The 6,797-nt window shown below is 67.1% G+C and carries 6 protein-coding genes and 3 pseudogenes; 8 read left to right on the forward strand and 1 reads right to left on the reverse strand.

Annotated features, from left to right (window positions below):
• Positions 1 to 11 precede the first annotated feature (11 nt).
• The 6 genes and pseudogenes from ATK36_RS31125 (at position 12) to ATK36_RS34100 (ending at position 3,788) form a co-directional block, all read left to right on the forward strand.
• The gene (locus ATK36_RS31125) at positions 12 to 908 is read left to right on the forward strand and encodes a hypothetical protein (protein WP_098510193.1); all 897 of its coding nucleotides are present in this window, start codon (positions 12 to 14) and stop codon (positions 906 to 908) included.
• Positions 909 to 1,052: 144 nt separating this feature from the next.
• Positions 1,053 to 2,350, forward strand: a pseudogene (locus tag ATK36_RS31130) (replication initiator).
• A complete protein-coding gene (locus ATK36_RS31135) occupies positions 2,347 to 2,523 on the forward strand; it encodes a helix-turn-helix domain-containing protein (protein WP_098510191.1) in 177 nt (58 codons plus the stop codon). Before ATK36_RS31130 ends, ATK36_RS31135 begins: the two are co-directional and overlap by 4 nt.
• Positions 2,523 to 2,855 carry a hypothetical protein gene (locus ATK36_RS34090; RefSeq protein WP_245915336.1) on the forward strand — a complete coding sequence of 111 codons (333 nt, stop codon included), beginning with the start codon at positions 2,523 to 2,525 and terminating at the stop codon, positions 2,853 to 2,855. Before ATK36_RS31135 ends, ATK36_RS34090 begins: the two co-directional genes overlap by 1 nt.
• The gene (locus ATK36_RS34095; RefSeq protein ID WP_245915337.1) at positions 2,819 to 3,289 is read left to right on the forward strand and encodes a site-specific integrase; all 471 of its coding nucleotides are present in this window, start codon (positions 2,819 to 2,821) and stop codon (positions 3,287 to 3,289) included. Before ATK36_RS34090 ends, ATK36_RS34095 begins: the two co-directional genes overlap by 37 nt.
• 157 nt (positions 3,290 to 3,446) lie before the next feature.
• On the forward strand, positions 3,447 to 3,788 hold the full coding sequence (locus tag ATK36_RS34100) for a tyrosine-type recombinase/integrase (RefSeq protein ID WP_245915411.1): 342 nt from the start codon (positions 3,447 to 3,449) through the stop codon (positions 3,786 to 3,788).
• Positions 3,789 to 3,908: 120 nt separating this feature from the next.
• Here the strand turns inward: ATK36_RS34100 and ATK36_RS31145 are convergent.
• Positions 3,909 to 4,173: pseudogene (locus tag ATK36_RS31145) on the reverse strand (GntR family transcriptional regulator); the annotation flags it as partial.
• Between the two features lie 143 nt (positions 4,174 to 4,316).
• Between ATK36_RS31145 and ATK36_RS31150 the strand changes: the two are divergent.
• Positions 4,317 to 5,488, forward strand: a pseudogene (locus ATK36_RS31150) (APC family permease).
• 233 nt (positions 5,489 to 5,721) lie between these two features.
• The gene (locus tag ATK36_RS31155; protein ID WP_098514677.1) at positions 5,722 to 6,546 is read left to right on the forward strand and encodes a S1 family peptidase; all 825 of its coding nucleotides are present in this window, start codon (positions 5,722 to 5,724) and stop codon (positions 6,544 to 6,546) included.
• The last annotated feature ends 251 nt before the right edge of the window (positions 6,547 to 6,797 follow it).

A 6,797-nucleotide genomic window follows, 5' to 3' on the forward strand; every position in this document is an offset into this window, starting at 1 on the left:
AGGTACCTGACGTGTTCCGCAAGTCCGCCCCGAAAAGCGCGGCCCGCCCGGTCTCGCGCCGGGTCCGTACCCTGGAAACCCAGCTCACCGAAGCCCACGACGTGCACCGCCTCGCCACCGATCCGCTTCTCGGGGCGGTCACCGCGGACCGCTTCCGCACCTCGATCACCCGCACCATGTGGTTCTTCCTCACTGTCGGGCTCGGCTTCACCACCACCGGCGTGCATGACTTCCTCGCCGGGCGCCTCACCGCCACCGACCCGCTGTGGTGGGGCGCCTGGCTGGCCGAACCCGCCCTCGCCGGAATCCTGGTCACCCTGCTCCGATGGGAAGCCGCGATGCTCGCCGCCGACATCCCCGTCACCGACAAACCCGTCACGCACCTCAAACGGCTCCTGCTCGCCGCCACGTTCGCCGCGAACGTGTGGGCCGCCCTCACCCCCGCCACCGGCGGCATCTCCCAGGGCAGCGTGTTCTTCCACATCGTCATCCCGCTCGTGGTCTACCTGCTCGCCGAAGTCATGCCGATTATCCAGCAACGCTGCACCCAAGCACGCAACGACGCCCTCACCACCCCACCGGCCACCACCCACCCAGCACCCCCACCCCCACCGGCGGCGGCTGAACCCGTTACGCCCCAACCCGTTCCGGCGCCCGCGCCCGTCAAGCCAACCCCAACCCCAACCTCGGCCCCGGCCCCGGCCCCGGCCCCGGCGGGGAGCGTCCTTGCGAGTCTCCCGGCCAGCATCCGCACCACGATCACCGACATCACCGCCGACGCCCACACCGCCGGTCGCCCCGTCACCCCCGCGGATCTCTCCGCCCGCGTCACCCTCCCCGCCGGAATGCTCGCCTCCCTCGCGGACGAGCTGAACACCACCGTGAACCACCACAAGGTCACCACCTGACCAGATCACCCCCTCGCACCACAGTCGGGACGTCTCCCCCGACCGCGGTGCGACGTCCCGGCCCCTGCGTGCACCCGCACGAAAGAGGCCAGCATGATCACCGAGCACGACGGGTCCGCACTGGCGGCCCGCATCACCAACCGCATGACCCCCGCCGTCATCCGCGCCGTGCGCGCCCGCGCCGAAGCCACCGGCGGATGCCTGCAACCAGTCCACCTCACTGGCTACCGCACCGTCACCGACCACACCGGCCGCATCCTCGACCACACCGCAGGCGTCGTCTACACACCCTGCGGCAACCGGCGGGAAAGCGTCTGCCCCGCCTGCTCCGACCGCTACGCCGCCGACGCGTTCCACCTCCTCCGCGCAGGCATGACCGGCGGCAAAACCATCCCCGAAACCGTCACCAGCAAGCCCCGCCTGTTCCTCACCATCACCGCCCCAGCTTCGGCGCCGTCCACAACCGGCCCACCACCCGCACCGGACGCCGCCTGCCCTGCCGCTGCGGCGAATACCACCACGACGCCGACACCCGGATCGGGACCGCGATCGACCCCGCCCACTACGACTACCCCGGGTCCGTGTTGTGGCAGGGCCACGCCGGGGAACTGTGGCACGCCTTCACCGTCCGCCTCCGCCGGGAACTCGCCACCGCAGCCGGCATCCGGGTCAAAGACTTCCCCGAGCACGCACGCCTGTCCTACGCCAAAGTCGCCGAATACCAGCGCCGCGGACTCGTCCACTTCCACGCCGTCATCCGCCTCGACGGCCCCGAAGGACCCGCAGACCCCGCACCCGGCTGGGCCGACAACGCGCTCCTCGAACACGCGACCCGCGCCGCCGTGGAGAACACCCGCATTACCCGCACCCTCACCATCGGCGGCGACACCACCCGGCACGTGTTCACCTGGGGCCAGCAGGCCGACATCCGCCCCATCCGCCCCGCCCACACCACCGACCCCGACGACGGCGACATCACTGACCGCGCCCTCGCCGGTTACATCGCCAAATACGCCACCAAAGGCACCTCCACCAGCGAAGTCCCCGACCGCCCCATCCGCTCCGAACAAGCGATCGAGGCACTCGACGTCCACCCCCACCACCGGCGCATGATCACCACCGCGTGGACGCTCGGCGCCAACCCGGACCTCGGTTTCCTGCGGAAATGGGCGCACATGCTCGGGTTCCGCGGCCACTTCCTCACCAAATCAATCGCCTACTCCATCACCTTCACCACCATCCGCGGCGACCGACGCACCCACCAGCACCTCGCCACCCTCCACGCCACCGGCACCGACCCCGACACCGTGCTCGTGGTCAACCACTGGAAACACACCGGCAACGGCTACCGCCACCACCACGACCGCGACATCGCAGCCGCCATCTACGAAGGACAACGCCAGCAACGCCAGGAAAAGCTCGACAAGGAGGAACGACCATGAGCAAAACCCTGATGACCATCGAAGACCTCTCCAACCACCTCGGAATCCCCATCAACACCCTCTACAAATGGCGCACCAAAAACTACGGCCCCACCGGCCGCCGCATCGGCAAATACATCCGCTACCGCCCCGAAGACGTCGACACCTGGATCGAAGACCAAGGAGGCGCATGATGGCGCGGGCATGGGTGTATGACCGGCTGAAGAAGTCATCCCACCGTGAAGCCGTGGCGAAAGCGAAGGCGGCAGGGCGGCAACCACCGGCCCGCTGGGAGGTTCGCTACTACGACCTGACCGGCAAGCTGCGCTCGGAGACAGCGCCGAGCAAGGACAAGGCGGAGGCGCGTCGGACCGATGTTGAGAACAGTCTCCGTGGTGGGTCCTATGTGGATCCAAAGTCATCCAAGGTCACGTTCTCCGAGATGGGGGAGAAGTGGTTGGAGAGCCGACACGACCTGCGCCAGTCGACGTGGTGGAAGTACCGGGGCTCCTCGACAACCACGTGAACGTCAGGTGGGGTGGTCTGCCGCTCAACGCGATTCACCGGGAAGATGTGGCGCTATGGGTGGCGGACCTGTTGAAGGCGAAGGACAAGGGTGGCAGCGGCCTCGGTCCTTCGCAGGCTCGGCACGCATACCGGGTGTTCTCGATGGTGCTCGACTGGTGCGTGCCGCGCCGCATCCCGGCCAACCCCGCGCAGGGCGTCAAGCTGCCGGTGCGTCCGGAGGCTGAGCACGTCTACCTTACGTATGAACAGGTGGAGACGCTGGCCGTCGCCGCTGCTGGCCTCCGGACGAAGTACGACCGGCCGACGGCTGGAGCTGAAATCAATCGCGCGTTGATCCTGCTGCTGGCCTACACCGGTCTTCGCTGGGTGAGGCTGCCGCACTGCGTGTTGGCCATGTGGACCTGGCCAAGCGGCGCATTCGGGTTGCCGTGACGTTCTTTGAGGTTGGCGGTGTGCAGCACGAGGGACCGCCGAAGACGGGGAAGAAGAGAACCGTGTCGTTCCCGGCCTCGCTCGTATCGGTACTCCGGCCGCTCGTGATCGGACGGCAGCCCGACGACTTGATGTTCACCACGGTCGAGGCCAGGCGCTGAGAGCGAACAACTGGCGCGTCCGGGAGTTCAACGCGGCACAGAAAGCTGCTGACCTCCGCGTCGCTGGGCTTACTCCGCACAAGCTCCGACACACGGCCGCATCCCTTGCTATCGCGGCTGGTGCTGACGTGAAGGTCGTTCAGCAGATGCTCGGCCACGCCGATGCGGCCATGACCCTGAACGTGTACGGGCACCTGTTCCCGGATCGTCTCGATGAGGTCGCGGACGTACTCGACATGCGGCGTACCCGGGCGCTGGCGAGCATGGCAGCGGATGATCAGCCCGGGGCATGTGGGCAAAATGTGGGCAGCCCCGGGGCTGAGTATGCCCAGACATGAAGAAAGCCACGTCCACCTGCGTGAACGTGGCCGATCCGGTCGGGCTGACAGGATTTGAACCTGCGACCCCTTGCCCTGCCGTCGCAGTCCTTCGGTGTAGCTGACGAGCGCGAGCGGCTATACGAGCTTCGGGGCGCCACGTACGTCCCATCCCCTGCCGTCGCGACAGCCTGCCTCCCAGAAGGAGTTCACCTACTGCTTGCCGCACTATCGCCCGGGAGACCTCGAAACGTTCACATAGTTCACGCTCGGCCGACAGTACGGCGCCTTCGCCGAGTTCGGCGATCACAGCCAGCAGTTCGACCTTCAACGCGTAGTAGCGCGGAACCCGACCATGTTCGGGGATGCCGTCGCGGACCGGACCGTCGGCGGACTGGTGGGACAGTGGTGAGGAAGTCGGCCCGAGCCTATGCCAGCCGCCGTTGCGTGGTTCGCTATCCCGAGAACGAGCCCGACCGCAGGAGGACTCCCGATGCGCTCGCGCGCAGACTCGGCCTGACCGACGCTGTCTTCGTCGGGCTAGGGTCGATGATCGGCGCAGGAGTCTTCGCCGCCTTCGCGCCCGCGGCCCGCGCCGCCGGCGCTGGCCTATTGCCCGCGCTCGCCGTCGCCGCAGTAGTCGCGTACTGCAACGCCACTTCGTCAGCACGACTGGCGGCGCGTTACCCGGAGTCCGGAGGCACGTACGTCTACGGACGTGCCCGGTCGGCGATTTCTGGGGCTACTCGCGGGTTGGGGTTTCATCACCGGGAAGACAGCGAGCTGTGCGGCCATGACGCTCACCGTCGTCGCGTACGCCGCACCAGACCTTGGGAAGCCGTGGCGAACTGTTCTCGCCGTCTGCGTCGTTGCTCTCGTGACGAGCGTGAACTATCTCGGCGTACATCGGTCCGCACTCGCAACCCGGGTCATCGTCTGCATCACGCTTGTCGTGCTGACAGTCGTCTCCGTCGCAGCCGTCTCAAGCGACCACACCACGGTGGCGTTCTCACCGTTCTTCGGTAATGGAGTACTGGAAGCTGCCGGGCTGTTGTTCTTCGCGTTCGCCGGGTACGCACGGCTCGCCACGCTCGGCGAGGAAGTGCGCGACCCAGCCCGTACGATCCCCCGCGCCATCCCGATCGCGCTCGCGTGCACCCTCGTCGTGTACGCGGCAATTGCTTTGGTACTCCTGACAACGCTCGGCCCAGCCCGACTCGGGCAACGCACAGACCCTCTCGCCGAAGCAGCACCATGGCCTTGGTTGGCACCGATTGTTCGCATTGGAGCCACTGTCGCCGCGCTTGGCTCTCTGCTCGCGCTCGTACTCGGGGTTTCGCGCACCATGCTCGCCATGTCTCGCGACGGGCATTTGCCGCGCGCATTGTCCGCCGTACATCCCCGTTTCCAGGTGCCACACCGCGCCGAACTGACTGTCGGCGTTGTCGTCGCCATCCTCGCCAGCTTCACAGACCTCCGTGGCGCTATCGGATTTTCGTCCTTCGCCGTCCTGGCGTACTACGCAATCGCGAACGCCGGCAATGACGTTGCGGCACACCGAAGGCACCACACGCCGTTTCATCGCCATCGCCGTCGTCGGACTGATCGGATGCCTCGTACTGGCGTTCAGCCTTCCCCTCACGTCGGTCCTGGCCGGTGTCGCGGTACTGGGAATCGGTGCGGCGGCATACGGAATCCGGCGCATGCGCCCGCGCCACTAACACGGATCCGGCCGGGCACAAGGCTTCGACGCGAGAGGTCCGTTCGCTCCGACCACACCTCATCCCCCCTTCGCCGAGGCACACCCGCGAATCGAGCCCGAAACCGCAACTCGGAAGTATGCCCGCTGCGGTGAAGAATTCCGAAGATCCGAACAAGTTGGTTGTCCGCTTTCGGGCGCTCTGGTGTAGTCGAACCGTCGCCGACCTCTCCCGGCACGCTTCGACGCTCCACAATGGACACCGGAAGGACGATTCCTTTGACCAGAATATGGATCAGCCTGCTCACCAGATCCGTGGCGACGCCGCGGCATGCCTCACCGCCGCCAGTCTCGCCACCCCCCGCTGCCGCACCCCCGCCTTCGGCCAACGGCACCGCAGTGGTCGGCGGCAGTCGCGCGAGCCAAGGCGAATTCCCCTGGATGGTAAGGATTTCCGACGGCTGCGGCGGCGCTCTCTACACCGAGCAGATCGTGCTCACCGCAGCCCATTGCGTAGACCGCACCGGCAAGGACACCTCGATCACCGCCACCCTCGGCGTCGTCGACCTGCAGGACTCAAGCGCCACGAAGGTGCGTTCCACCTACGTCTACCGCTCCCCCACCCACGACACCACCGGCGGTGACTGGGCGCTGATCAAGCTGGCCCACCCGGTCCGTGGGATCCCAACTTTGCCGCTCGCCACCGCCGCCGACTACAACGAGGGCAAGTTCACTGTCGCCGGCTGGGGCGACACCGTCGAAGACGGCAATCAGCAACGCTACCTGCGGAAAGCCGAAGTCCCTTTCGTCGACGACCAAACCTGCCGTTCCCAGGGCGGCGAGTACGACGGCCTGCACCCGGACGCGGAGATCTGCGCCGGGTACGTGGACGAAGGCGGCGTCGACGCCTGCCAGGGCGATTCCGGCGGTCCCCTCTTCCGCCGCGACGACGCCGACAGGTGGATCCAGGTCGGCATCACCAGCTGGGGAACCGGCTGCGCCCGCCCCCACGCCCCCGGCGTGTACACCGAAGTGAGTACCTTCGCCGCCGACATCGCCGCAGCCGCAAAGAAGATCTGACCACCCCCGCATTGACCACTCACTGTCCGAAGTAGACTCCCTGAGATCTCCTAACCCGGACCATCACCGGCCGACGAACGCCACCACCACGCCCCGAAGGGAGTCTGCCTACTTCTTGCGACGCCCGCGCAACGCCACCATCGTCCCCAGCACACCGAAAACCGCACCGAACACGACCGGTACGGCACTGTTCTGTTTCTGCAAGACGATCGGCCGCAGCTGAGTCGCCGCGGGCGGGGGCAGCGGCTTGC

Source organism: Amycolatopsis sulphurea (assembly GCF_002564045.1).
Classification (GTDB): Bacteria; Actinomycetota; Actinomycetes; order Mycobacteriales; family Pseudonocardiaceae; genus Amycolatopsis; species Amycolatopsis sulphurea.